General features: G+C 63.5%; 26 protein-coding genes and 2 pseudogenes. 22 read left to right on the forward strand and 6 right to left on the reverse strand.

Translation table 11 applies throughout. The annotated features are described in order from the left end of the window. Positions 1-3 precede the first annotated feature (3 nt). The 3 genes from BLW05_RS27900 to BLW05_RS27910 are packed head-to-tail and all read left to right on the forward strand — an operon-like array spanning position 4 to position 3,492. The gene (locus tag BLW05_RS27900; protein WP_093166835.1) at positions 4-1,386 is read left to right on the forward strand and encodes an MFS transporter; all 1,383 of its coding nucleotides are present in this window, start codon (positions 4-6) and stop codon (positions 1,384-1,386) included. Positions 1,387-1,402: 16 nt separating this feature from the next. Further along, positions 1,403-2,326: a ketopantoate reductase family protein gene (locus tag BLW05_RS27905; RefSeq protein ID WP_093166836.1), complete on the forward strand. Its 924-nt coding sequence runs from the start codon at positions 1,403-1,405 to the stop codon at positions 2,324-2,326. Positions 2,327-2,346: 20 nt separating this feature from the next. Then, a complete protein-coding gene (locus BLW05_RS27910) occupies positions 2,347-3,492 on the forward strand; it encodes an alpha-hydroxy acid oxidase (RefSeq protein WP_093166837.1) in 1,146 nt (381 codons plus the stop codon). A gap of 3 nt (positions 3,493-3,495) precedes the next feature. Here the strand turns inward: BLW05_RS27910 and BLW05_RS27915 are convergent, their stop codons facing one another. Beyond that, a complete protein-coding gene (locus BLW05_RS27915) occupies positions 3,496-4,491 on the reverse strand; it encodes an AraC-like ligand-binding domain-containing protein (RefSeq protein WP_093166838.1) in 996 nt (331 codons plus the stop codon). A gap of 273 nt (positions 4,492-4,764) precedes the next feature. Here BLW05_RS27915 and BLW05_RS27920 point away from each other — a divergent pair, with 273 nt between their 5' ends. The 11 genes and pseudogenes from BLW05_RS27920 to BLW05_RS36580 form a co-directional block, all read left to right on the forward strand. After that, positions 4,765-6,078, forward strand: coding sequence for an ABC transporter substrate-binding protein (locus BLW05_RS27920; RefSeq protein WP_256330531.1), 1,314 nt, complete (start codon positions 4,765-4,767; stop codon positions 6,076-6,078). Between the two features lie 12 nt (positions 6,079-6,090). Further along, positions 6,091-6,834 carry an ABC transporter ATP-binding protein gene (locus BLW05_RS27925; protein ID WP_093166839.1) on the forward strand — a complete coding sequence of 248 codons (744 nt, stop codon included), beginning with the start codon at positions 6,091-6,093 and terminating at the stop codon, positions 6,832-6,834. Beyond that, positions 6,821-7,513, forward strand: coding sequence for an ABC transporter ATP-binding protein (locus tag BLW05_RS27930; protein ID WP_093166840.1), 693 nt, complete (start codon positions 6,821-6,823; stop codon positions 7,511-7,513). Before BLW05_RS27925 ends, BLW05_RS27930 begins: the two co-directional genes overlap by 14 nt. A 1-nt stretch (position 7,514) precedes the next feature. Further along, entirely contained in the window at positions 7,515-8,381 is an 867-nt protein-coding gene (locus BLW05_RS27935) for a branched-chain amino acid ABC transporter permease (RefSeq protein WP_093166841.1), read from the forward strand. Further along, positions 8,378-9,382: a branched-chain amino acid ABC transporter permease gene (locus BLW05_RS27940; protein WP_256330532.1), complete on the forward strand. Its 1,005-nt coding sequence runs from the start codon at positions 8,378-8,380 to the stop codon at positions 9,380-9,382. Before BLW05_RS27935 ends, BLW05_RS27940 begins: the two co-directional genes overlap by 4 nt. 28 nt (positions 9,383-9,410) lie before the next feature. Beyond that, positions 9,411-10,424 carry a nitrilase gene (locus BLW05_RS27945; protein WP_093166843.1) on the forward strand — a complete coding sequence of 338 codons (1,014 nt, stop codon included), beginning with the start codon at positions 9,411-9,413 and terminating at the stop codon, positions 10,422-10,424. Between the two features lie 108 nt (positions 10,425-10,532). Then, the gene (locus tag BLW05_RS36875) at positions 10,533-10,964 is read left to right on the forward strand and encodes a LysR family transcriptional regulator (protein ID WP_371126979.1); all 432 of its coding nucleotides are present in this window, start codon (positions 10,533-10,535) and stop codon (positions 10,962-10,964) included. A 377-nt stretch (positions 10,965-11,341) separates the two neighbouring features. Next, positions 11,342-11,623: a helix-turn-helix domain-containing protein gene (locus BLW05_RS27955; RefSeq protein WP_093166845.1), complete on the forward strand. Its 282-nt coding sequence runs from the start codon at positions 11,342-11,344 to the stop codon at positions 11,621-11,623. Next, complete coding sequence (locus BLW05_RS27960) at positions 11,620-12,909, forward strand: type II toxin-antitoxin system HipA family toxin (RefSeq protein ID WP_093166846.1); 1,290 nt, start codon at positions 11,620-11,622, stop codon at positions 12,907-12,909. Before BLW05_RS27955 ends, BLW05_RS27960 begins: the two co-directional genes overlap by 4 nt. A 470-nt stretch (positions 12,910-13,379) precedes the next feature. Continuing rightward, a complete protein-coding gene (locus BLW05_RS27970) occupies positions 13,380-14,135 on the forward strand; it encodes an SGNH/GDSL hydrolase family protein (RefSeq protein WP_093166848.1) in 756 nt (251 codons plus the stop codon). Between the two features lie 110 nt (positions 14,136-14,245). Beyond that, positions 14,246-14,380 (forward strand): annotated as a pseudogene (locus BLW05_RS36580) (glutaredoxin); the annotation flags it as partial. Here the strand turns inward: BLW05_RS36580 and BLW05_RS35580 are convergent. After that, a complete protein-coding gene (locus tag BLW05_RS35580) occupies positions 14,380-14,523 on the reverse strand; it encodes a hypothetical protein (RefSeq protein WP_177142834.1) in 144 nt (47 codons plus the stop codon). The pseudogene BLW05_RS36580 and the gene BLW05_RS35580 sit on opposite strands and share 1 nt — an antisense overlap. Here BLW05_RS35580 and BLW05_RS36110 point away from each other — a divergent pair. Beyond that, complete coding sequence (locus BLW05_RS36110) at positions 14,510-14,878, forward strand: hypothetical protein (protein WP_177142838.1); 369 nt, start codon at positions 14,510-14,512, stop codon at positions 14,876-14,878. The two genes, BLW05_RS35580 and BLW05_RS36110, sit on opposite strands and share 14 nt — an antisense overlap. Next, positions 14,779-15,234 (forward strand): annotated as a pseudogene (locus tag BLW05_RS27980) (thiolase domain-containing protein); the annotation flags it as partial. The gene BLW05_RS36110 and the pseudogene BLW05_RS27980, both read left to right, overlap by 100 nt. Positions 15,235-15,295: 61 nt before the next feature. Here the strand turns inward: BLW05_RS27980 and BLW05_RS27985 are convergent. Beyond that, entirely contained in the window at positions 15,296-16,195 is a 900-nt protein-coding gene (locus BLW05_RS27985; RefSeq protein ID WP_093166849.1) for a LysR family transcriptional regulator, read from the reverse strand. Between the two features lie 96 nt (positions 16,196-16,291). On the opposite strand from BLW05_RS27985, the gene BLW05_RS27990 reads away from it, so the two are divergent. Together BLW05_RS27990 and BLW05_RS27995 are read left to right on the forward strand one after the other, a co-directional pair. Next, the gene (locus BLW05_RS27990) at positions 16,292-17,305 is read left to right on the forward strand and encodes an aldo/keto reductase (RefSeq protein ID WP_093166850.1); all 1,014 of its coding nucleotides are present in this window, start codon (positions 16,292-16,294) and stop codon (positions 17,303-17,305) included. Positions 17,306-17,338: 33 nt separating this feature from the next. Beyond that, positions 17,339-18,595, forward strand: a complete 1,257-nt coding sequence (locus tag BLW05_RS27995) for an MFS transporter (protein ID WP_093166851.1) — start codon at positions 17,339-17,341, stop codon at positions 18,593-18,595. Between the two features lie 456 nt (positions 18,596-19,051). Here BLW05_RS27995 and BLW05_RS28000 read toward each other — a convergent pair whose 3' ends face one another. After that, the gene (locus tag BLW05_RS28000) at positions 19,052-19,489 is read right to left on the reverse strand and encodes a TA system VapC family ribonuclease toxin (protein ID WP_093166852.1); all 438 of its coding nucleotides are present in this window, start codon (positions 19,487-19,489) and stop codon (positions 19,052-19,054) included. Continuing rightward, positions 19,486-19,719: a DUF6364 family protein gene (locus BLW05_RS28005; RefSeq protein WP_093166853.1), complete on the reverse strand. Its 234-nt coding sequence runs from the start codon at positions 19,717-19,719 to the stop codon at positions 19,486-19,488. The genes BLW05_RS28000 and BLW05_RS28005 overlap by 4 nt, the downstream gene beginning before the upstream one ends. A gap of 157 nt (positions 19,720-19,876) precedes the next feature. Between BLW05_RS28005 and BLW05_RS28010 the strand changes: the two genes are divergently transcribed. Further along, complete coding sequence (locus tag BLW05_RS28010; RefSeq protein ID WP_093166854.1) at positions 19,877-20,155, forward strand: type II toxin-antitoxin system TacA family antitoxin; 279 nt, start codon at positions 19,877-19,879, stop codon at positions 20,153-20,155. Continuing rightward, positions 20,152-20,661 carry a GNAT family N-acetyltransferase gene (locus BLW05_RS28015; protein WP_093166855.1) on the forward strand — a complete coding sequence of 170 codons (510 nt, stop codon included), beginning with the start codon at positions 20,152-20,154 and terminating at the stop codon, positions 20,659-20,661. The genes BLW05_RS28010 and BLW05_RS28015 overlap by 4 nt, the downstream gene beginning before the upstream one ends. A gap of 291 nt (positions 20,662-20,952) precedes the next feature. On the opposite strand, the gene BLW05_RS36115 is transcribed toward BLW05_RS28015, so the two are convergent. After that, positions 20,953-21,099 carry a hypothetical protein gene (locus tag BLW05_RS36115; protein ID WP_177142839.1) on the reverse strand — a complete coding sequence of 49 codons (147 nt, stop codon included), beginning with the start codon at positions 21,097-21,099 and terminating at the stop codon, positions 20,953-20,955. A gap of 154 nt (positions 21,100-21,253) precedes the next feature. On the opposite strand from BLW05_RS36115, the gene BLW05_RS36120 reads away from it, so the two are divergent. Both BLW05_RS36120 and BLW05_RS28020 read left to right on the forward strand, forming a co-directional pair. Next, positions 21,254-21,406, forward strand: coding sequence for a hypothetical protein (locus tag BLW05_RS36120; protein WP_177142840.1), 153 nt, complete (start codon positions 21,254-21,256; stop codon positions 21,404-21,406). Between the two features lie 10 nt (positions 21,407-21,416). Further along, entirely contained in the window at positions 21,417-22,214 is a 798-nt protein-coding gene (locus BLW05_RS28020; protein ID WP_093166856.1) for an alpha/beta fold hydrolase, read from the forward strand. The last annotated feature ends 5 nt before the right edge of the window (positions 22,215-22,219 follow it).

The following is a 22,219-nucleotide window of genomic DNA, read 5'->3' on the forward strand; positions in this document are numbered from 1 at the left end:
CGCATGAACCCCCAAGCGATTCCATTCAAGGGCAATGCCGACATCGGTCGTTTGCTCGACGACGGCGTCTACACGACCATGCAGAAGGTGGTGGTCTTCCTGGCAGCCTTGTCCATCGTGATGGACGGCTTCGATGGCCAGCTCATCGGCTTCGCGATTCCGTTGATGATCAAGGAGTGGAACATCACGCGAAGCGCCTTCGCACCGGCCGTTGCCGCCGGCCTCATCGGCATGGGGATCGGCAGCGCCTGCGCAGGCCTGTTCGCGGACCGCTTCGGCCGCCGGATGGCGGTCATCTCCAGCGTCTTCGTCTTCGGCACGGCGACCTGCGCCATCGGCCTTGCGCCCGACGTCCTGACCGTGGCCACACTGCGGTTCGTCGCCGGCCTGGGCATCGGTGGCGCTCTGCCGAGTTCGACCACGGTCACGGCCGAATTCACGCCGGCACGCCGCAGGACGCTCGCGGTGACCGCGACGATCGTCTGCGTGCCGCTCGGCGGCATGCTGGCGGGCCTCTTTGCGGGCGAAATCCTGCCGGCATTCGGTTGGCGCGGACTGTTCTTCTTCGGCGGAACCTTCCCTATCGTGCTGGCCACCATTCTTCTGTTCACTTTGCCGGAGTCGCCCCGATTCCTTGCACGCCATCCGGCACGCTGGGATGAACTGGGCAAGCTGCTGGGGCGCATGGGCCGTCCGATGGCTGCGAACGTGTCTTACACCGACATGGCGGAACAGGTTGTGGAGAAGCGGGCCGGCTTTGGCGCATTGTTCTCGGATGGTCTGGCGCGCGATACGCTGGCCACCTGGGCGGCCTTCTTCATGTGTCTTACCGCCGTCTACAGCGCCTTCAGCTGGCTGCCGACGATGCTGGCGTCCGAAGGATTGTCGATGGCCGTCGCCGGCTCCGGGTTGACTGCCTACAACCTCGGAGGCGTGATCGGGGCCTTGGTCTGTGCTGTCGCAATTACGCGGTTCGGGTCCCGCTGGCCCTTGGTGCTGTGCTGCGCCGGCGCGGCCGCAAGTGCATTCGCGATGCAGACCCTGAACGTCGGGCGCGACACGAACCTGTTGATCTTTGGTTTCGGCGTGCACGGCATGTTCGTGAATGCGGTGCAGTCGACCATGTACGCGTTGTGCGCGTTCATGTACCCCACCAGCGTCAGAGCGACCGGCACCGCGTCCGCGCTGGCCTTCGGACGACTGGGTGCGATCCTCAGTGCCTTTGCAGGGGCGGCGGTCATTACGGCCGGTGGTGCGATGGCCTACCTCGCGCTACTTGGCACGGCGATGGTCTTCGCGATGCTCGCGCTGCTTGTCGTGAGGCGCCACATCCCGAAGCGCGAGGTTCTGCTGAAGCCGAGTTCGGTGGCGGCGGTCACCAGCTGAACTCCTGAGGCGAATCATGAAAATTGCGATCGTCGGCGCGGGCGCCATGGGCTCGATGTTTGGCGGCCTGCTCGCTGAATGCGGCAATGACGTCACTCTGATCGACATCAACGATGCACACATCGACGCAGTCCGATCGAAGGGCTTGCGATTGGTGACAGACAGCAGCGATCGGTACGTCAAGGCGCTCAAGGTTTGCCGACCTGAGGAAGCTCGGGAACGACCCGAGTTGCTCGTGGTCTTTACCAAGACCCTGCACACTGGCACCGCCCTTCAAGGTGTCAAGCACCTGATCGGTCCGGATGTCCATGTGCTGTCCCTGCAAAACGGGTTAGGCAACGTCGAGAAGATCGGCGAGTTCGCGGTGGCAGAGCGCATCCTCATCGGCGTGACCACCTGGCCCGCCGATATGGTTGCACCGGGCCACGTGCACTCGCATGGCAAGGGCGTCGTCAGACTCATGGCCGCCGACGGCAACATCCGATCGATCGTCTCCGTGGTCTCCGAGACGCTCTCGGCCGCCGGTCTCCAATGCAGTTCGGACGCCACCGTATGGGCTGCGATTTGGGAGAAGGTCGCGTTCAACGCCGCGCTCAACAGCATCTGCGCTGTATCCGGGTGCACCGTCGATCAGCTCGAACTTGCGCCTGAAGGCAGCCGCCTTGCAGAGCAGGTCGTCGTTGAAGTGCTGTCGGTCGCACAGAGGCTCGGCATCGAAGTGGATCCAGCCAAGTGCAAAGCCAATGTCGCAGGGGCCATTGCCCAGCACAAGGGCCACAAGCCATCGATGTTGCAGGACGTTCAGGCCGGACGTCGCACCGAGATCGAAGCGATCAATGGAGCAGCGGTCGCCACGGCCGAGCGCTTCAACATGAAGCTGCCCACAACCGAAACGCTGCTGTCGCTCGTGCGCCTGGTCGAAGCGCGGGCTATGGCCTGACCACCTCTTCTAATAGGCACATGCTCCTCAATACAGAAGACTTCCGTGGCCGGGCGCGAAGGAACCTTCCGCGATTCGTCTTCGACTACATCGAAGGAGCCGCTGACGACGGCCATTGCCTTCGTCGCAACCTGAGCGATCTGGCGGCCGTGGAGCTCACGCCACGCGTGTTGCGCGACACCACGACCGTCGACACTTCGGTCGAGGTGTTCGGGCGCAAGTGGGCGCTGCCATTCGGCATTGCCCCGACCGGCCTGAATGGCCTGGTTCGGCCAGGGGGCGACGCCCTGCTTGCCACCGCCGCTTCGCGCAGCGGAATTCCCTTCGCACTCTCGACTGCGTCCAACATGCGTCTGGAAGACGTGCGCGCTGCAGCTCCCGAGAGCGTGCAATGGATGCAGCTCTACGTGATGCATCGCGACATGGCAGGACAGATCGTGGAGCGCGCAGCGCGCGCGAAATATGAGGCGTTGATCCTGACGGTCGATGTCCCGGTCAGTGGCAATCGGGAAGCGGACTTGCGAAACGGCTTTCGCATCCCCTTCAAACCGACCGCAAGGCTGGCCTGGGATGTGATCACGCACCCGCGCTGGTCGATGCGCATGTTGCCGGGTGGCGCGCCGGACTTTGCCAACCTGACAGCCACGGGCGGCAGCGCCGGTTCCGCGAATATGCAGGCCGCGCTCCTCGCAAGAGCGATGGATCGCTCACTCGTGTGGGAAACGCTCGCGTGGTTGCGCGGGCTGTGGAAGGGCCCACTGTTGCTGAAAGGCATTCTTCACCCGGACGATGCACGGCTGGCGCTTGACCACGGGGTCGACGGATTGATCGTTTCCAATCACGGCGGGCGTCAGAACGACGCTTCACCTTCGGCCATTTCGGCATTGCCTCGCTTGGTCGCGGCCATCAACGGCCGGATCCCGGTCTTCATGGACGGAGGAATCCGGCGCGGTGGCGATATTGCCAAAGCCCTGGCGCTGGGCGCGACGGCGGCATTCGTCGGCCGTCCGGCGCTCTACGGCCTGGCGGCCGACGGCGCCGAGGGCGCCGAGGCCGTGATCGGATTGCTCGCGGCCGAACTGGTGCGCGGCATGACCTTGCTTGGCGCGACGTCGGTGTCTGCTTTGCCCGGTGCCCTTGAGAGCGCGAACAGCTCCCTTGCCTAGCCCTCAGGCGATCCGCTCTGCGTCGCCTCCGAGGCGATAGGCGCGCGGCGACATCTCGAACCTTTGGCGAAATGCACGGCTGAAGTGGCTCAGATCATTGAATCCGTGAGCCATGGCGATCGCCGAGATGCCCAGGGATTGACGCGCAGGATCGCGCAGGTCGATCGCGGCGCGCTCCAGCCGACGGCGCCAGATGTAGCGCGCCAGGGATGTGTTCTCCGCCTCGAACAGCTTGTTGATGTACCGCGGCGAAAGCTTGAGCGCGGCGCTGATCATGGTTGCATCCAACTCGCAGGCGTCCAGGTGGCGTTCCAGGAAATCCTTGACCCGGACCAGGGCGGCGGCACGGTACTCGGACAGAGGCAAAGGTGAGCTGAGAATCGCCTCGTCGAGCGCCGAAGCGAGCAACTCCGTGAAATTGCGCGCGACCCTCTCGGAAGCCGCCGCGTCCATGGAAGGCAATTGCCGACTGAGGCCCACCAGGTAGCCGAACAGGATCGGGCACATCTGGCCTGCTTCCGTCAGGCTGCGCGCAGTGATGCGGTGGATGCCGGCCGACCGGTGAGACAGCGAGCCGAACGGCAGCTTGACGGTGATGAGTTTGAACGCGTCGTCGAAGCGCAAGTTGTAGGGACGCTGCGCGTCGCACACGGCCCCGTCACCCGGTTTCAGCAGCACCGATCGCCCGTCCTGCTCGGCGAGCGCCCAGCCGGAAAGAATGAAGTTGAAGATCAGGGATTCGTCACCCGAGCGCGAGATCCCGGCAGGCAGGCGCGCGACGCGGTGCGGCGAGGCTTCGATGCGCGCGACGCTCAACATGCTGAGGCGGGTGCCGCTGACGGAAGCTTCGAACGGGTTCTTGCCATCGGGTCGACATTCGAGGTCGACAAGCGCCTTGCACACCACCTCCTGCCAGAACCCGAATTTGTCCCGATGGTCCAGACCGGCAGTGGAAGCGTCGATGACTCGCGAGGAGGGTTCGGCTGTAAGAGGTTGCATGGCGCACGATCGAGGCGTTGGCACGCCCGTTGAAGGTGCAAAGACCCGGTCAAGACGGATCGAAGCCCGGGGCCGCAATGATTTTCGTCAATTTCCACGCAAAGTTGATGCCAAAGAAACCCTCGGGTCGGCGTCCGCCACCACGTCGCGGACCACCTCGCAGGGGCCGTTTGAATCAAGTTTCCTGGCTGATGCAGCAAAGTTTCTCGTAGCCGGGAAGCGGACCATTGCTCCCAGGGCCTCGTGAAGGCCTCCACCTCAACGGAGAGCAATGTGACCACTGCAAACGACATTCAAACGCCCTTGAATTCGAGCCTCGTGTCGAGCCGGCGGGGACTCCTGCGCGGCGCGGCTGCGCTGACGGCCGTCGCGGCGCTGGGGCAGGCCAGCAGAGCCTGGGCAGCCGACAAGGACACGATCAGGATCGGCTACATCAGCCCGAGGACAGGACCGTTTTCGCCGTTTGCCGAAGCGGACGATTTCATCCTGGAGCAGGTCCGCAAGACCCTGGCCGATGGCCTGGTCATCGGCGGCAAGAAGTACAAGGTCGAGATCCTTGCGCGAGACGACCAAAGCAGCCCGGACCGGCAATCCAACCTGGCTGCGGAACTCATCAACAAGGAGAACATCGACCTGATGCTGGCACAGGTCGCGATCGGACCGAACGCTTCCCAGCAGTGCGAGCTCAACGGCGTGCCGTGCCTTTCGACCGTCGGTCCTTGGCAGGCCTGGATGTTCCCGCTCAAAGGCGAGCCCACGAAGGGGTTCAAGAGCGTCTTCCATTTCTTCTGGGGTCTGGAAGACATCGCCGACGTGTACCTGGACATCTGGCAAGGCGTGCCGTCGAACAAGGTGATCGGCTCGGCATTCAGCAACGACGTGCCGGGAAACGCCATGGGCGACATGAAGCTCGGCATGCCTGCGGCCTTTGCGAAGGCCGGCTACAAGATCGTCGACATCGGGCGCTTCCCGGTCGGCGCCGATGATTTCTCGTCGTACATCCAGGCTTTCAAGAAGGACAACGTCGAGATCGTGACCGGCCTGTTCAATCCTCCCGAATGGGCTTCGTTCGTCAAGCAGTCAGCGCAGATGGGATTCAGGCCGAAGGCGGCCACAGTGGCCAAGGCGCTGCTGTTCCCCGGTGGCGTCGCCGCTCTGGGTCCCCGTGCCGATGGCATGTCCACCGAGATCTGGTGGACACCGGCCTATCCTTTCAAGTCGAGCCTGACGGGCCAGACTGCAAGGCAGTTTGCCGATGCCTATACGGCCGCCACGAAGCGCGAATGGACGCAACCCATGGGCGTGGTGCACGCGCTGTTCGAGACGGGAATCCAGGCTCTCAAGGCGAGCGGCGACCCCAAGGATCCCGTGAAAGTTGCCAACGCGTTGCGCGTGATGAAGCACGACACGATCATCGGCAAGCTCGACTTCACGTCCAGCGGAATCAAGAACGTCTCGAAGATGCGCGTCGTTGGCGGCCAGTGGCGCATCCTCAATGGTGCCAAGCCGGAACTGTTCATCACCAACAACAAGACGGCACCGGAAATCCCCGTCCAGCGCAAGTTCGAATTGCTGTCGATCGCCTGACAGGTTCCGTTCATGTTGCTCGAACTGCGTGACACCACCAAGCGCTACGGCGACATGGTGGTCATCCCCAAGCTGTCGCTGTCCGTGGAGGACGGGGAATTCATTGGCGTCATCGGCCCGAACGGGGCGGGAAAAAGCACCCTGTTCGGCCTGATCTCGGGCAGCGCGCGATGCGACAGCGGATGCGTCTTCCTGGATGGCAGGGACGTCACCACCTACGACGCCGCCGAGCGCTGCAGGGCCGGCATCGGTCGCACCTTCCAGATTCCGCAGCCCTTCGACGGCATGACGGCCTACGAGAACGTGCTCGTGGCGGCCACCTTCGGCAGCGGACTGCATGGTCAAGCGGCGCAGCAGGCCGCCGTCGACGCGATGGGACGTTGCGGGCTCGAAGGTGCCGCGGACAAGCTGGCAGGCGCCCTGACGCTGCTGCAGCGCAAACGGCTCGAACTGGCAAGAGCAATCGCCACGCGTCCGCGCCTGTTGCTGCTCGACGAAGTGGCCGGGGGGTTGACCGATGCCGAAATGCAGCAGCTGCTTCGGCTGATCCTGACGATCCACCAGGGCGGAGTGACCGTCTTGTGGATCGAACATCTCGTCCACGCCCTCGTCTCCGCCGCCGATCGCCTCGTCGTGCTGGCAAGCGGCGCGGTGATCTGCGATGGCGATCCGAAGACGGTGATGGCCGATCGCACGGTGCGTGACACCTACCTGGGCTCGGACATCGAGGAGGAGTTGGACCATGCTGCGCACTGATCGGCTGGATGCGTACTACGGCTTGTTCCAGGCGCTGTTCGGCCTGAGCTTCCAGGTTGCGCCGGGCGAAACCGTGGCCCTCATCGGCTCCAATGGCGCCGGCAAATCCACGTTGTTGCGCGCGATCGTCGGCTCGGTGCGGACACGACGCGACGGCGTGGTTCTGGGCGATCAGGCCATCGGCGGTGACTCCGAGCGCAAACAGCTGAACCGCGGCATCGCGCTCGTGCCCGAAGGTCGACGACTGTTTCCGAGCCTGACGGTCCTGGAGAACCTGCAGCTCGCCGCGCGCAATGGCCGCCCCGGGCCGTGGTCCATCGGGCGCCTCATGCGGGAGTTCCCGGTCATGCAAGCGTTCCAGCATCGTCCCGCAACAGCGCTGTCAGGCGGCCAGCAGCAGCTGGTTGCGCTTTCGCGCGCGCTGGTGTGCAACCCGAAGTACCTGCTGTGCGACGAGATCTCGCTGGGCCTCTCGCCGGTGGCCGTCAATGAGGTCTACGACCTGCTCGGCCGGGCCCGCAGCGACGGGCTTGCGGTGGTGCTGGTCGAGCAGAACGTCAAGCGTGCGCTGGCCGAGTCCGATCGCTACTACTGCATTCAAAAAGGCCGGGTGGTCCTCGAGGGAGCATCCGAATCGGCCGACCAGGCGCAAGTCGCGCAAGCCTACTTCGGGATCTGACATGGAAACACTCATTGAAACGCTGCTGGGCGGCCTGATGCTCGGCGCGCTGTATGCGCTGTTCGGGCTTGGCCTGAGCCTGAGCCTCGGTGTGATGAAGATGATCAACATCGCGCATGGCGACCTCATCGTCCTTGGCGCCTATCTGTGCTCGACGGTGATGCAGCTCGCTGGGGTCGGGCCCTTCGTGTCACTCGTTGCAGTGGTGCCCTTGATGTTCGTCATCGGCTATGTCCTCCAGCGGGTGCTTCTCAACCGTGTCGTTGGCAAGGGCGCGTTGACGCCGCTCCTTCTCACCTTCGGCCTTTCCATCGTGCTGCAGAACGTGCTCCAGGAGATCTTCACCGCGGACACCCGCAGCCTCCAGGCGGGCGATCTCTCCCTTCGAGGCTTCGACATCGCGGGGGTCTCGGTCGGACTGCTGCCGCTGGTCTCGACGCTGATCAGCGCAGTGATCTTCGCCGGCACCAGTTGGCTGATCGGGCATTCGCATCTTGGCCGCCAAGCCCGCGCAGTGGCGGACGATCCCGGTACGGCGCGCCTCGTCGGCGTCAACGACGGCAACTTCTTCGCGCTCGTCACCGGGTTCGTGCTGGCCGTGATTGCACTGGCGGCCGTCATGTACGGAATCCGCACGCCTTTCTCTCCGACATCCGGCCCGGAGCGCTTGCTTTACTCGTTCGAGGCGGTCGTTCTCGGAGGGCTCGGCAATGTCTGGGGCACCTTCGTCGGCGGATTGGTCATCGGCGTCGCCCAGCTCTTTGGCGCCAAGGTCTCCTCGGGCCTCGGACCATTCTTCGGCCACCTTGTCTTCCTGATCGCGCTGCTCGCGCGACCGCAAGGCTTGCTTGGAAAGGCACAGCGATGAACACCGTCACCACCTTGCGAGCTCCTGTTTCAATGCGCGCAAAAGGCAAAGGACTGGCAGTCGCCACTGCATTGCTGTTGTGCGGCGTCCTGGCGGCCGTGCCCTGGTTCACCAATTTTGGGACGCAGCGCCTGATGGTTGAAATCTTCACCGTGTTCGCCATCGCCCTGGCGTGGAACCTGTTGGCCGGTTACGGCGGCCTTGTCGTGGTTGGCCACCAGATGTTCGTCGGCGTGGGGGCCTACGCGCTGTTCGCGCTGTCGAACAGGCTGGAACTCAATCCCTGGATGATGCTGCCCCTGGCCGCCATCGCGACCGGTCTCTTCGCCGTGGTCAGCGCTTATCCGATGTTCCGCCTTCGCGGCGCGCACTTCGCCGTCGGGACCTGGGTGCTTGCCGAGATGCTGCGGATTCTGACGTTGAACAACGAATGGCTCGGTGCGGGCGGCGGCATGCCTCTGGAGGCACTGGGCAGCTTCGACCGGTGGACCCGCAACGCAGGTGTGTACTGGGCTGCTCTGGCGACCGGGGTTGGAACGCTCGTCGTTGCCCGCACCATCCTTCGCGGCAGGCTCGGCCTGGCGCTCATGAGCGTGCGCGACTCGGAGGCGGCTGCGGAAGCGTCGGGCGTGTCGATCCGCAGGGCGAAGCTGATGCTGTGGGTCATCGCAGGTTCGCTGACCGGACTGGCAGGGGCGGTGGCCTACATGAACACGCTGCAGGTCACACCGGATGCGACGTTTTCGTTGAACTGGTCGGCGGCAGCGATCTTCATCGCCGTACTCGGCGGCATCGGGACGCTGGAAGGGCCGATCCTCGGCACGCTTGTCTACTTCCTGCTGCGCGAGAGCTTCGCTTCCTACGGCTCCTGGTATTTCATCGGCCTCGGTTCCCTTGCCATCGTCACGATGGTCTTCGCACCCGGTGGCGCGTGGAGCCTGATCACGCGCAAATGGCCGGTGGATCCCTTCGGCGTGCGCCGCGACATGCCGCGCCAGTAGTCCCGCTCTCATCACCCAAGGAAAACCCATGTCTGAAACTGCCTTCAAGATTGCGGTCGTGCAGGCTGCCCCCGTCTTCATGGACGCCGCAGCCTCCACACAAAAGGCCATTCGCCTGATTTCCGAAGCTGGCGCGAACGGAGCCAAGCTCCTGGCCTTCCCGGAAGTGTTCATTCCCGGCTACCCTTGGTGGCTTTGGCTCGGCACGCCAGCCTGGGGCATGCAGTTCGTGTCGCGCTACCACGCAAATTCGTTGCGCGCGGATGGTCCGGAACTCGCGTCCATCGCCGCGGCTGCCGCCGAGGCCAATGTCAATGTGGTGATCGGCTTCTCGGAGATCGACGGCGGATCGCTCTACATCAGCCAGGCCCTCATCAGCGACAAGGGCGAGATGGTCTTCAAGCGCCGGAAGCTCAAGCCAACCCACGTGGAGCGCACCCTGTTCGGGGAAGGCGACGGCTCCGATTTTCGGGTGGTCGACACCAGCGTCGGGCGTCTGGGTGCTCTTTGCTGCGCCGAGCACATCCAGCCGCTGTCGAAGTACGCGATGTATTCGATGCACGAGCAGGTCCATGTCGCATCGTGGCCTTCTTTCACGCTGTACCGCGGCACTGCTTACGCGCTGGGTCACGAGGTGAATCTATCCGCGAGTCAGATCTATGCACTGGAAGGCGGTTGCTTCGTCTTGCATGCGAGTGCAATCACGGGGCAGGACATGTTCGACCTCTTGTGTGACACGCCCGAAAAGGCGCTGTTGCTGAATTCGGATGGCGGCAAGCCTGGCGGAGGGTACTCCATGATTTTCGGCCCCGATGGTCAGCCCTTGGTGGAGCACATGCCGCAAGATCAGGAAGGAATCCTGTACGCGGACGTCGATCTCTCCACCATCGCCATCGCAAAGGCGGCCTATGATCCCGCCGGGCACTACGCCCGGGGCGACGTCGTCCGGTTGATGGTCAATCGCCATCCGCGCCGGACCAGCATCGACTTCGGAGAGGGCGTGATAGAAGGTACGCAGTGGACTGAGGCGAAAGTCGATTGAAGCAGATCGAATGACCGCAATCAGAGTGCGGATTCAACCGGTTTTTGAGCATCTCCATCATCCCGCGCGAGATCGTCGAGACCCAAAGTGGCGCCTATTCGTGAAGAGGTGGCCGACGTCAGAAGCGTTTCGGGTGCCGCGTTGGCGCTCGACCTTCATCAATCGGTCGTGAGCCGCAAAATAGCTCAGATCGAAATGGAATCCGGAGCCCGTCTGTTCCACCGCAAGGGAAGAGGCGTCGTTCTCACCGAATTCGGTGAGCAGGTCTATCCGCGCATCGTCGGCCTGATCCGGGAATCCGATCAACTGGCCGACGACATGCGCACGCGCAGCTGTACGCCGATGGGCGACGTGCGTTTCGGAATGCTGCCGTCGAGCGTTCAGGCCATCCCAGCGAGGCGCTCTGCACCGAGAGCTATAGCTGCGTGGTGTGGTCCGGGAACACCCGGCAGCCCAGTCTGGAGGAGTGGTTCCTCAAGAGCAGTGCCCTGCAGCGCCGCATCGAGGTCACCACCAACAACTTCAACACTCTGTCGCTGACGGTGATCGGCGACCAGCGGGTGGCTGCCATGCATACTCGCCTCGCGCACCTGTTCGCGCGTACTCTGCCGCTGCGCATCGTGCCGCTGCCCCTCGCGTTTCCCACCATGGTGTGGTCAATGCAGTGGCCGCGGCACCTCAATGGCGATCCGGCGCATCAATGGATCCGGGGTGTGCTGCGCGCGGCGAAGTCGATCACGGCACGTCCGGGAGTCGCAGCTGGATCGCGAGCGCGTGATCGACGTCCGGGTCTTCGTATCTCCCCTGTCGCACCGCATTTGTCGGTTGCAATAAATCATAGATTGGGGAAGATGAGGTTTATCGAATGGGATAAATGTATAGTAGGATCTATAGTGGTTTATTGCTTAGGATAAAAAATGACGCTGACGGAGATTGGCCAGGCGCTTCGCGACGCCCGGAAGCTGCGACGCCTCACGCTCCAGAAGGTCGCAGACGACCTGGGCATGAGCATTGCCACGATCTCACGTCTGGAACGAGGCGACCTCGATGACATCGGTGTCCGTCGCCTCCTTCGGGTCGCGGAGTACGTTGGCTTGCAGTTGCTCGTGCGGCCTGTCGGATTCGGGATGTCCCTCGATGAAGCCATGAAAGAGTCCGATCGAGACTTCCTGGCCGAAGGAAAGATTGAGCGCACATGAACGACCTGCTCGCGAAGATCGAAGCGAATGCGAAGCGGCTCGATGTCCACGTCGGGCCTGGCAGGGTCGGCACCCTGGAGCGCGAAGGCGCTCAAGGTAGCGTGTTCGCATACCTGCCCGAGACCAACGAAGCCGACTTCGTCTCGTTACTCATGCCTGTCAGGCTCCAAAGCTATTCGGCGTCCTCTGCACTGATTCCGGTCTTCCAGCAGAACCTTCCGGAGGGCTTCTTGCGTCGGAAGATCACACAGCGCTTTGGAAAGGTCCTGGCCACCGACGACTTGATCCTCCTGGCGCTCACTGGCGCCAACATGATCGGCCGCCAGAAGATCGTCCCTTCGGGCTTCAGCCGCGACTGGATCAAGCCACTTCGCGTGGATGTTGAAGCGATGATGGCCGATAGCCAGGCAGGCGTCCTCTTCGCTGAATTGCTGGACGAGTTCATCGGTTTCGGCGTCTCCGGTGCGCTTCCGAAAGTGCTTGTCCAGGAGCGCGACACGATTCACGATGCCCAGTGGATCCTGAAGGTCGGTGACACCTCGCTTCCGTCGCTCGCCGTCAACGAGTACTTCACGATGCGCGCGGCCGCACATGCCGGTCTTCCAACACCGGAGTTCACGCTCTCCGAGGAAGGAACCGTTTTCGGCGTCAAGCGCTTCGACTTCGACGTCGCAGGCAATTCACTCGGATTCGAGGACTTTTGTGCGCTGCTCGCGCTTCCGCCAGAGCGCACGTACGGCGGAACGATGGAGCGCGTCGTCAAGGCCATCGAGGCCTTCACCGTGGGCCCCGAGCGTCTGAAAGCGAAGGAAGGGATGATCGCCGCGCAGCTTTTTTCGATGGCGGCACGAAACACCGACGCACACCTGAAGAACTTCGGACTCCTCTACTCCGGCATCGGCGATGCCCGCTTGGCGCCGATGTTCGATATGGTGACAACGAAGGTCTATCCGCAGTACAGAAATGACATTCCCTCAATCTCGATCGCTGGCAAGAAGCTCGATGTTGCCGACAAGACCTTCGTGCGGTTCGCGCAGGAACGAGGCGGCATGACCACGACCGGTCTTCGCGATATGGCCATCCGGATCGCCGGCGGCCTGGAAGAGGCGGCGGCGGAGCTCATCGTCTATGGTCGAGCCTATCCAGCCCATCAGGCGGTCTGCGACGGCATCGTGGAGCAATGGAAGTCCGGTGTGCAGATGCTGGACAACCTGGTTCAGGGCATCGGTGCCCGCCGAAAGCCCATCAAGGAAGAAGTCGCGCCGGTCCCTCAACCAAAGGGTTGATCTACTGTTCCCGCAGCCCGGCTCGCTGCTATGCAATGCGCACAGACAACGCCGCGCGTCCCAGGTACGCCAGCAGCGCACTGGCCTTTTCAAGAATGCGCACCGGTTCGTGAATTGCAGCCTGGAGCTCCGTGGCATCGACGACAACTGGGTTTCCATTGAGCCCTGTCGCGCGTGAGCCGCATGACTGAAGCCAGGGCTTGAGCTTGCCTGCGGCATGCAGGCGCTGCAGCTCCTCAAGGAAGCGCCGCCGGAACAAGCGCGAGAGCACCCGCACCGGCCTTGTTGCGGTGTTCAGAAACCGGGTACACCTGGGACCTGACTTCGCCTGTAGCGCCTTCGACACTGTGGCAAGGGTTGACCTTTTTAACGGTGCCGTTGAGTTCAAGGATCTGGCTATTCCGATCGAATAGTGTCAGATTCGGCGGCCCGACCAGGGAGCGGTTGCAGCGAGCGTAGGAGGCGAATCCATGATTCAGGTTCTTGTCGTCGTGTTGGTGGCGGGGCTTCTTGCGGGTTGTGGAGGAGGGGGTGGTGGGGGCGCAGGGAACGCCGCACTCTCAACTGTCGGTCAGTCCTCGGTGGCGACGCCTGCTGCCGATTCCTCGATGGGGAAGGAACTTGCGACCCCGAGCAAGCCTGCCGAAGATACATCTCTGTGTACGGTCGAGATCTATGGCGACTCGATCATGGCCTTCAATGGGAGCACGGAAACCCCCGCCATGACGCTGCAGCGCATCAGGCCCAACCTGCTCGTGGTCGCTGATCATTCGGTTCTGGGCATGAGTCTTGGCGACCTGGCGCCCCCGTTTCCCTACTTCACTCGCACCGCGCATATTGTGATCATCGAGAACGGTGTCATCGATGCGTGGTCAGGGAAGAGCATCAACACGGTGATCTACGAGTACTACACCATCATTCAGAAAGTGCGAGAGGAGGGCCGCGTTCCGGTGCTGACCGGGTTTTCCCACCAGGCCTTGGGCGGACCGCTCAACTACGTGTCACTGCAACTCCGGGACTACTACGACTCGGTCATCCAGGCGATCGCCGTGAATACCAGAGTGCCCTTTGCCGATTGGGGGTCGGTGCCGTTCTACGGCGCCTGGGACTTGGTCGACTTCGTGCATCCCAATAAGAACTACAGCGATCGACTGATCGGGCGACTCGCGATGACGCTCGACCCGTTGACTACGAACTGCACGGACATTCTTTTTCCATCGAGCTGATCGGGTGCAAGCAACACGATTCCAGATGGTCGTCAACATGAGAGCGGCCAACGATCTGGGTGTCGTCGTGCCGCGATGAATCTTGCTGATCGCCGACGAGATTCTTCGCTCTAGAAGCCGCTGGCCAGCCGTTTCGTTATCTGGAGTACGGGAACTATCTCAACACCTGGAGGGAGCGCAATGCGCTCAAGATGTGGGCCGGCTGGCCCACATTTCCGATGGTGTTCGTCAAGGGTACGCTGATCTACGTCGGCGTTGACACCTGTGGCTGGCGTTGGTCACGAACGACCTCCTGCAGGCTCTGCTTATCCAGCGTCAGGTCGGCCACGATGCGCTTCAGACGCGCGTTCTCGTCCTCGAGCATCTTCAGGCGCTTGAGCTCCGTCACCGCGGCCCGTCAGGTAGACGATGTCGATGTCGCCGGGGCGCATCGCGATCTGCTGCCCCAGCAGCTTCGCACCCTCGTTGATCATTCCGTGGGCGGATTCCTCGACGATGAACTGCTCGAGTTCGGGGTCGCGCTGCGGAATTCAGCCGCGCTGACGCTGTCGGTCCTGCAGCGTGAAGTACCACTGGAGCAATTCACGCTCGCTGCCGATACCCCAACGCCGATAGGCAAGCTTGCGGAAAGTCTTGACCGTTTCGTTGGCGGTCGCGTGTTCAGGTCAACGACTTCATGCCTATGTCGCGACGAGACCCCACCCGCTTCGAAGGCGCCGCGCTGGCCTGGCAGCGCGGTCTGAGCGGCGCGCGCGTGCAACTCGAAGATCTGGACTTCGTGGAGACCCACGACTGCTTCACCATTGCCGAACTGATCGAGTACGAAGCCATGGGCCTCGCACCGCACGGGCAGGGGGCCCGGGTGATCCTCGACGGCGTGACTTCCAAGGACGGCAGGCTTCCCGTCAACCCCTCCGGTGGGCTGAAGTCGAAGGGCCATCCAATCGGTGCCACCGGCGTATCACAGCACGTGCTCGCCGCGATGCAGCTCTCCGGTACGGCGCAGGGCATGCAGGTGCCTGGGGCTGCGCTCGGAGCGGTTTTCAACATGGGGGGCTCCGGCGTCGCGAACTACCTGAGCATTCTCGAAGCGGCCTGACGAGCGAGGTGGGTGTTGGCGTAGGCGCGCTCAGGGCCGCGAGAGACGGAGAGGGTTTCGCTCACAGAGATGCAGCCACGTCCGCGACCAGGTTGCGCAGCCAGACATGCGCGGGGTCGTCGCGATAGCGCACATGCCAGGCCATCTGCGTCGGAAACGTGCCCAGATCGACCGGCGCCGCCAGCACCTTCAATCTCGGATCGCTGGCCAGGCGCCGGCAGATCAATTTCGGCAGCGTCGCACAGTAGTCCGTGGCGGCCACGATCTCGGGGATTGACATGAAGTGGGTGACCGTCACCGCGACGTCCCTCTTGAGCCCTCCCCGCTCCAGAGCCTGGAAAAGCCCTGCGCGGAGGCGCCCTCCGGCCGGCAGCAGGTTCACGTGCTTCATGCGCTCGTATTGCGCCTTGGTGATCTTCTTGCCGACCTTCGGATGGTCGGCGCGCACGACGCAGGCCAGGCCGTCATCCGCAATGTGCTGCACGACCAGGTTGTCCGGCGCATCGGTGATTCGGCCGAGCACCATCGCCGTGGTTCCTGAAGTGACCCCCGTCGCGGCGATGTCGACCCCGAAGGGCAATGTGCGCAGGCGGATGCCCGGAGCCAACTCGCGCAGCCGTGCCGTCAGAGCGGGCACGAACACGAATTCCACGTAGCTGTTCGGCGCGATCGTGATCAGCTGATCGGCGCGGGAGGGGTCGAAGGCCTGCTGGCCGAGCACGACGGCGTCCAGCATAGCCAGTGCCGACGTCAGCGCCGGTGCCAGCGCTTCGGCCTTGGGCGTGGGCCGCATGCCGTAGCGCTCCCGGATGAACAGCGGGTCCTTCAGCATGGTGCGCAGGCGCGTCAACGCGTTGGACAGCGCCGATTGAGTCATGCCCAGGCGATCCGCGGCGCGGGTCACGCTGCGCTCTTCCAGCAGGGCCACGAAGATGGGCAACAGGTTGAGGTCGTATCGCATCCAGCAATATTGTTAGCGATAAATCTGGAATGGAGGAAATACATTGGATCAATTTCTTGTGGATGCCGATCATTCAGTCATTCACAGGAGATCACCATGCAATTGAAGACCCTTCTTCCCGGCCAGCTGGGATTCGGTGCGGCCCCTCTCGGCAACATGTTTCGCGCGATTCCCGAGGAGGAAGCGCGGGCCACCGTGGATGCCGCGTGGAACGACGGCATCCGCTTCTTCGACACCGCGCCGTTCTACGGCGCGGGCCTGGCGGAAGCCAGACTGGGTGAGGCGCTGGCGGTCCGCAATCGTGACGAGTTCGTCATCAGCACCAAAGTCGGTCGCCTGATCCTCGACGAGGTGGAAGACGTCAACGCGCGCGACCTCGGCGAGAAGGGCGATGTGTTCAAGCATGGCCGCGCCAACCGGATCGTGAACGACTACTCGGAAGACGCGACCCTGCGCTCGATCGAAGACAGCCTGAAACGCCTGAAGACGGACCGCATCGACATTGCCTGGGTGCACGATGTCGCCCAGGATTTCTACGGAGACGAGTGGCTCGGCGTCTTCGAGACCGCGCGCAAAGGCGCTTTCAAGGCGCTGGACCGGTTGCGCGACGAAGGCGTGATCCGTGCCTGGGGCCTGGGCGTCAACCGGGTGGAGCCGATCGAGCTGCTGCTGGGTCTTGAGGGGCCTCGTCCGGACGGTGTCCTGCTCGCCGGCCGCTACACGCTGCTGGACCACTCGCGGGCGCTGCAGCGCGTGATGCCGCAAGTGGCGGCTCGGGGCCTCGGCATCGTCGTCGGCGGTCCCTACAGCTCAGGCGCGCTGGTCGGCGGACCGAACTTCGAATACGCGCCTGCCACGCCAGAGATCCTGGCCAGGGTGCAGGCCATCAAGGCCATTGCGGATCGCCACAACGTGACGATGAAGGCGGCAGGTCTGCAGTTCGCCCTGGCGCACCCCGCGGTCGCCGCAGTCATTCCCGGAGCCAGCCGGCCGGGCCGCATTGCGGAGGACCGCGCCGCGCTCGAAGCGGTGGTGCCACAGGACTTCTGGCGTGAGCTGCGACAGGCAGGTCTGGTGCAAGCGGAAGCGCCGCTGCCCCACGGCATCTGACCCCCGCGCACGCCACTTCTCAGGACACAACACATGCTAAGCGAAGCCTATGAACCGCAGTGCGCCTCGATCGAGGCGCATTGCTCCGACACTCGGCAATTGAACCGTCGCGCGCTGACCCTGCTCGCACTTGCACTCGGCACCTTCTGTATCGGCACGTCCGAGTTTGCAAGCATGGGCATCCTTCAGCTGTTCGCCGCCAGCCTGGATCTGGATATTTCCACTGCCACGCATGCCATCGAGGCCTATGCCTTCGGCGTCGTGCTCGGGGGTCCTGCCGTGACCATCCTGGCCGCGAAGCTCAACCGCAAGCACTTGCTGCTGGTCCTGATGGCGATCTTCGTACTCGGCAATGTCATGTCGGCCGTCGCAACCGGGCTGGGCATGTTCACACTCGCGCGCTTCGTGAGCGGCATTCCGCAAGGCGCGTACTTCGGTGCGGGCGCGGTGGTCGCTTCCTACATCGTCGGGCCGGGCCAGGGCGGTCGCGCCTTCGCCCTGGTGATGACGGGCTTGACGGTGGCCACCATCGTCGGCTCGCCCCTCGCCACGCTCCTCGGCCAGAACCTCGGCTGGCGAAATGCCTACCTGGCCGTTTCGGCCCTTGGCGCGGTGGCGTTCCTGGCACTCTGGATGTGGGTGCCGCGATCCAGCGCCCTGAACGGTGGACCCGTGCTGCAGGAACTCCGGTCGTTGAACCGGCCGGCCGTCTGGGCAATGGTGGCTGTCGCGGCGCTGGGCGTGTCCAGCATCTTCGCCGTCTACACATTCATCGGACACTTCGTCACCGACGAGGCGTCGCTGCCGCAAGCATGGATTCCGATCGCGCTGGGTCTTTTCGGTGTCGGCATGACCGCGGGCAATGTCGTTGGAGGATGGATGGCGGACCGCCATCCATCCCGGGGCTTGATCGCCGGGTTCGGCAGCGCGCTGGTTGCGTTGGCGCTGTTGGCGCTCGGCGGTGGGAACGCGTGGATCCTGATGGCGGGCCTGGCCTTGGTCGGTGGCACGATGATGGTTGCCATCCCCACGATCCAGGTGCGCCTCACCCGGGCGGCGCCGGACGCACCGACGCTGATGGGCGCGATGAATCTGGCTGCCCTCAATGTGGCGAACGCCATCGGCGCCTGGGCTGGCGGGCAGACGATCGCGCATGGGCATGGCCTGCTGTCGGCAGTTTGGGCGGGGTTCGCGCTGACGCTTGCCGGGCTTGCGCTGTTCCTCCTCGTGTCACGGAAACACACCGAAAGTCGCTGGGCGAGCACTTCTGGCGAGCGGCTTCCATCCTAGGAGCGCCTGTCAATCAAGCTCGAACTTGTATAGCGTTATGGCAGGCTGCCGTCTAGCACTGGAAGCAGACCGTCAGACCGTCACCCCGGCGGAACCAGGGGGCTGCAATAGACCGCAATGCAGCCCTTTTTTGGGCGATGCGCTACCACCGAAACGTCGCACCGATCATCGGACCGCTGAACCTGATGCCCAGGAGTTGGCGGGCCTGCTGTGGCGGCGATGAAACGCGGAGTCCGATCCGCCACTCCCGATGCTTGCAGGTCCCCTGGTGAATCCCTGCCATTGGATCGCCGCAGCAGACCAGCAATGCAAGCCAGTCCGGCACGCGGGCCTTGCTGCTGAATTCCCCATACTGGACGGCCTTGTAAGCCTTCAGTGCCGATGGCGTACTTCCCACGACGAGAGAAGAGTAGGGCGAGGTGACGAACCAACTGAGAAGTGGCCAACGAACGGGAGTCAGGAGGCCTGCAGCAAGGTGAGCTGGCTGCGGGCCAGCAACCTCCTGAAATCCCGATCAAAGGTCACAAGGTGCTCGCCCTGCTGAATCACTGCGGCCGCGAGCCACGCGTTCGGCAGGTCGTTGGCGGTCAGGCCCTTCTCAATGCAGAGTTTCTTGAAAATCGGCCACTCGTCTCCCAGCGCCGGTGCGCTGATGCCCGGCGCGTCCAGCAGCGCATCGACGAATCGCATGGCTTCGGGCATCGGCGTCGGATTTACGAAGATCTTCGGATGTGTGACAAGTCGCAGGAAGCTCGCAGTGACCATAGGCTGCAATGTCAGCGGCGCGACCACAGGGGCCTTCTCTACAGCCTTCTCGAGCCATTCGCGTGCCACCGCGTAGTGAGGGTGGTCGCTGCGGGAGGCGGCGACCAGCACGTTCACATCGGGCGTCATTCGTCTGCGGCGTCCAGCATGGCCTTGTTGCTCAGCCCCGTCAGAGCTGCGATCAGTCCTCCCTTGCCCCGATAAACGGGAAGAGCGCGAGGCGCGCGAGCGCGCGGGGCGTCCTTCAGCCGCAATTGCAGGCCTTCCTCGATCAGTCGCGTCAAGCTCGTGCGCTGCTGGGCGGCCACGGTCTTGGCCCGAGTCAGCAGCGCGTCGTTCAGGTTGAGCGTGGTTTTCATGAATCAATGATACAGATTTCTGTACGAAAGTTCCTTGACGAGTCGAACGTCAATTGCGGACGTTTGATTCTGGACGAACCTGGCCGCGTCATCGCATGAGCAGCGCGAGAACCGGCAATTTGCCGTACAGTACCTCTCAACCTTGGAGAGTACCGCCATGACATCCGCCTCTACTGCCCGCCTGGAAGCCCGCATCAGCACCGACCTGCATGCGATGCTCAAGCGCGCGTCCGAGTTGCAGGGGCGCACCATGACTGACTTCGTAGTTGCGGCGGTGCAGGATGCCGCGCAGGAAGCCATCACCAAAGCCGAAGTGATCCGTCTCTCGCTGGCCGACCAGGAATGCTTCGCCCAAGCGATGCTTTCTCCCCCTAAGGCCACCCCCGCCCTGAAACGCGCATTCTCGCGTCGTCGCAAACTGCTGCGCGTTGAATGAGCAAGGCTGCGCCGTTTCGTGTTGCATTGCTGGACGCCTCGCATGACCGCGCCAGCTTCGACAGCGATTCGGCAGCGCTGAACCGCTACCTACAGCAGCAGGCCACCCAGGACGTTCGTCGCCGCATCACCGCCTGTTTCGTGGCGGTGCCTGGTGACAACCTTCAGTGCATCGCGGGCTACTACACGTTGGCATCCTCCAGCGTGCTTCTGCATGACCTACCAGTGGCCCCTGGAAAGAAGCTGCTGCGGTATCCCTCCGTGCCTGTGGTTCGCATGGGCAGGCTGGCGGTTGCGAAGGCCTTCAACGGCGTGGGCCTGGGTGCCGCCCTGCTGGCCGACGCATTGGGCAGGGCGGTACGTGCGGAGATCGCCGCCTATGCCCTCGTCGTGGATGCAAAGGATGACTTCGCAGCATCCTTCTATCGGCACCATGGATTCATCGCAATGCCGAGCACACCGTTGACGCTGTTCCTTCCGCTGGCGAACGTCAAGGAACTGGCATAAGCGCCAATCAAGCTTAAGGTTTGCGACCGCCATCGGGCGCGACAATGGAAAGTGATCGCAAGGCTTCGAGCGGTGCGTCGTTGCATTGGCTGGCTATCAATTTTTGAGAATCTGAACCCCGAGGTCCGCCATGCCATCCAGCTACGTTCTGCGCCTTGGGCGTGCGCTGCAAGCCTGGCAAGGACGCGATCGTGGCCGGGGTGCGTGAGTTCCAAGGGCGCCTGCCTATCGACCACATTTGACCGCGAGCACGCCAATGAGCGGTCACGCGTTGCAAACCGAGGCCCTTCCTTATGTGTGGTCCGCGGACGCCGCCACCAGGTCGCGCTCCAGTCGCGCGTTGATCTCTTTTTCCGCGCCGGCGAACGCATCTGCGGGTTTACCCCACAAAGCCGGTCCGGCAACCCGGACGAACTCATCGTCCTGCATCCGGATCATCGGCGGGGCACCGCGTCGCTCTCCCTAGTTCTCTCGTGAAATCAACGACTTAGCGCGCTACCGGTGCTGCCTGTCGCGTGGCACATCGATTGCTCTTAAGCCAGGCCCGACCGCGTCACTCGACTCGAAGCGGGCCATGACAAGGAGACAGACGATGAACTCAGTGGGTGACCTTGCCCCCCGGGAAACTGGCGAGCGGATCGAAGCGCCTGACGCGCTTCAGCTGCACCGCAGCGTGCTCCGTTCGCTGCACGTGGCCGAAGCAATTCAAGGCTATTGCGGCGATCCGCTCCCGACGAAGACGTAGGGCGCACACGATGGCGCTCACACTTGCCTTCGAGGCGCTGGGGTCGGGGCCGCCAGTGGTGATCCTGCACGGCCTGTTCGGCGCGGGACGCAACTGGCTGCAGATCGCGCAGGCGCTAGCCGCAGACCGATATCGGATCTATCTGCCCGACGCCCGCAATCACGGCGCCTCGCCGTGGGCCGAGTCCATGTCGTACGCGGAGATGGCGGGCGACGTGCTGGCGCTGATTGAGCGCGAGCAGCTGCACCGGCCCTGCGTGATCGGCCACAGCATGGGCGGCAAGACGGCGATGGCCCTGGCGCTCTCGCGTCCGCACGCCATCGGCGGCATCGCCGTCGTCGACATCGCGCCAGAGAGTTACACCGGCCAGTTCTCCTCGTACGTGTCTGCCATGCGCGGCTTCGACATGGCCGGTGCGGCCGGACGCCGCGAGATCCGCCAGGCACTGGCCGACCGCCTCGGTGCCGCGACCCCGGTGGACATCCTTCGGAAGAACCTTCGGCGGCAGGACGATCGCTTCGACTGGCGGCTCAACCTGCTCGCCACCGGGCTGTGCATGACCGAGCTCTGCGACTTTCCGGAAGTGCTGCGCACTACTTGCTACGCCGGCCCGGCGCTCTTCATCCACGGCGCGGAATCCGACTACGTGCCGCCTTCGTCGCTCGCCGGCATCCGCGCGCTGTTCCCGCACGCGCAGACCGAGCGCGTCGCCGATGCCGGCCACTGGGTGCATGCCGACCAGCCCGAGGCGCTCCTGTGCAGCCTGCGCGAGTGGCTGGCCGAGGCCCGCGCCGCAATCCCTTTTTGACATCT

It is taken from the genome of Variovorax sp. YR216, from assembly GCF_900107745.1.
Classification (GTDB): Bacteria; Pseudomonadota; Gammaproteobacteria; order Burkholderiales; family Burkholderiaceae_C; genus Variovorax.

What these genes read in the sequence shown, in the direction of transcription:
- BLW05_RS27940 (WP_256330532.1), top strand. Translation starts at nt 8,378, where the DNA reads ATGAACACCGTCACCACCTTGCGAGCTCCTGTTTCAATGCGCGCAAAA.
- BLW05_RS27995 (WP_093166851.1), top strand. Translation starts at nt 17,339, where the DNA reads ATGCTAAGCGAAGCCTATGAACCGCAGTGCGCCTCGATCGAGGCGCAT.
- BLW05_RS27905 (WP_093166836.1), top strand. Translation starts at nt 1,403, where the DNA reads ATGAAAATTGCGATCGTCGGCGCGGGCGCCATGGGCTCGATGTTTGGC.
- BLW05_RS28005 (WP_093166853.1), bottom strand. Translation starts at nt 19,719, where the DNA reads ATGAAAACCACGCTCAACCTGAACGACGCGCTGCTGACTCGGGCCAAG.
- BLW05_RS27990 (WP_093166850.1), top strand. Translation starts at nt 16,292, where the DNA reads ATGCAATTGAAGACCCTTCTTCCCGGCCAGCTGGGATTCGGTGCGGCC.
- BLW05_RS28000 (WP_093166852.1), bottom strand. Translation starts at nt 19,489, where the DNA reads ATGACGCCCGATGTGAACGTGCTGGTCGCCGCCTCCCGCAGCGACCAC.
- BLW05_RS27930 (WP_093166840.1), top strand. Translation starts at nt 6,821, where the DNA reads ATGCTGCGCACTGATCGGCTGGATGCGTACTACGGCTTGTTCCAGGCG.
- BLW05_RS27960 (WP_093166846.1), top strand. Translation starts at nt 11,620, where the DNA reads ATGAACGACCTGCTCGCGAAGATCGAAGCGAATGCGAAGCGGCTCGAT.
- BLW05_RS28020 (WP_093166856.1), top strand. Translation starts at nt 21,417, where the DNA reads ATGGCGCTCACACTTGCCTTCGAGGCGCTGGGGTCGGGGCCGCCAGTG.
- BLW05_RS27935 (WP_093166841.1), top strand. Translation starts at nt 7,515, where the DNA reads ATGGAAACACTCATTGAAACGCTGCTGGGCGGCCTGATGCTCGGCGCG.
- BLW05_RS36120 (WP_177142840.1), top strand. Translation starts at nt 21,254, where the DNA reads ATGAACTCAGTGGGTGACCTTGCCCCCCGGGAAACTGGCGAGCGGATC.
- BLW05_RS28010 (WP_093166854.1), top strand. Translation starts at nt 19,877, where the DNA reads ATGACATCCGCCTCTACTGCCCGCCTGGAAGCCCGCATCAGCACCGAC.
- BLW05_RS36115 (WP_177142839.1), bottom strand. Translation starts at nt 21,099, where the DNA reads ATGATCCGGATGCAGGACGATGAGTTCGTCCGGGTTGCCGGACCGGCT.
- BLW05_RS27900 (WP_093166835.1), top strand. Translation starts at nt 4, where the DNA reads ATGAACCCCCAAGCGATTCCATTCAAGGGCAATGCCGACATCGGTCGT.
- BLW05_RS27945 (WP_093166843.1), top strand. Translation starts at nt 9,411, where the DNA reads ATGTCTGAAACTGCCTTCAAGATTGCGGTCGTGCAGGCTGCCCCCGTC.
- BLW05_RS27970 (WP_093166848.1), top strand. Translation starts at nt 13,380, where the DNA reads ATGATTCAGGTTCTTGTCGTCGTGTTGGTGGCGGGGCTTCTTGCGGGT.
- BLW05_RS27985 (WP_093166849.1), bottom strand. Translation starts at nt 16,195, where the DNA reads ATGCGATACGACCTCAACCTGTTGCCCATCTTCGTGGCCCTGCTGGAA.
- BLW05_RS28015 (WP_093166855.1), top strand. Translation starts at nt 20,152, where the DNA reads ATGAGCAAGGCTGCGCCGTTTCGTGTTGCATTGCTGGACGCCTCGCAT.
- BLW05_RS27925 (WP_093166839.1), top strand. Translation starts at nt 6,091, where the DNA reads ATGTTGCTCGAACTGCGTGACACCACCAAGCGCTACGGCGACATGGTG.
- BLW05_RS27915 (WP_093166838.1), bottom strand. Translation starts at nt 4,491, where the DNA reads ATGCAACCTCTTACAGCCGAACCCTCCTCGCGAGTCATCGACGCTTCC.
- BLW05_RS27955 (WP_093166845.1), top strand. Translation starts at nt 11,342, where the DNA reads ATGACGCTGACGGAGATTGGCCAGGCGCTTCGCGACGCCCGGAAGCTG.
- BLW05_RS27910 (WP_093166837.1), top strand. Translation starts at nt 2,347, where the DNA reads ATGCTCCTCAATACAGAAGACTTCCGTGGCCGGGCGCGAAGGAACCTT.